This window comes from Thiolapillus sp. (genome assembly GCF_048562965.1).
GTDB lineage: Bacteria > Pseudomonadota > Gammaproteobacteria > Chromatiales > Chromatiaceae > Thiolapillus > Thiolapillus brandeum_A.
Genome location: NZ_JBHNMF010001399.1, coordinates 1 through 646, shown reverse-complemented (window position 1 = coordinate 646; position 646 = coordinate 1). Strand labels below are relative to the sequence as shown.

The window sequence follows — 646 nt, the reverse complement described above, 5'->3', positions numbered from 1 at the left end:
TTGTCCAATGACGGTGCCATCGAGCACATTCAGGGCGGCAAATAAGGTGGTCGTGCCGTTGCGTTTGTAATCGTGAGTCATTGTCTGAACCCGGCCCTTCTTCAATGGCAATCCCGGCTGAGTTCTATCCAATGCCTGTATCTGACTTTTCTCGTCGCAGCACAGAACCAGCGCATTTTCTGGCGGCGACATATACAGCCCGACGATATCTTCCAGCTTCTCGACAAATTTCGGGTCACGAGAGACCTTGAAGGTTTGTTCCAAATGGGGCTTCAGACCCAAGCGCCGCCAATGACGACTGATGGTGGAAGCGTGAACACCCAACTCGGCTGCCGCCTTGCGGGTGCTCCAATGCGTGGCTCCTGCCGGTTTGTGCTGCGTTGTAAGATCCACCAGGCGCTTTATGTCCACTTTCTGTGGCGGGGCTCCTCGGGGCAAATCACGCTCTATTCCTGCCAAGCCACTTTGGGCATAACGGTTGCGCCAACGCGATACTTTCACGCGCCCGATACCCAATGCGTTTGCGATATCCTGGTTGCGCATTCCTTCATTGGCCATCAATACAATCTGAGCCCGTTGGGCTAATCGGACAGGGCTCAACGAGGATCGCACGATCTTCTCCAGCTTGTCCTGTTCTTCTTTGTCC

At 54.5% G+C, this 646-nt stretch carries 1 protein-coding gene; it reads right to left on the bottom strand.

Translation table 11 applies throughout. The features are described 5' to 3' along the window. A partial coding sequence (locus ACOCD2_RS24565; protein ID WP_419626321.1) for an IS630 family transposase occupies positions 1-624 on the bottom strand: 624 nt, incomplete at its 3' end. Positions 625-646: the final 22 nt, after the last annotated feature.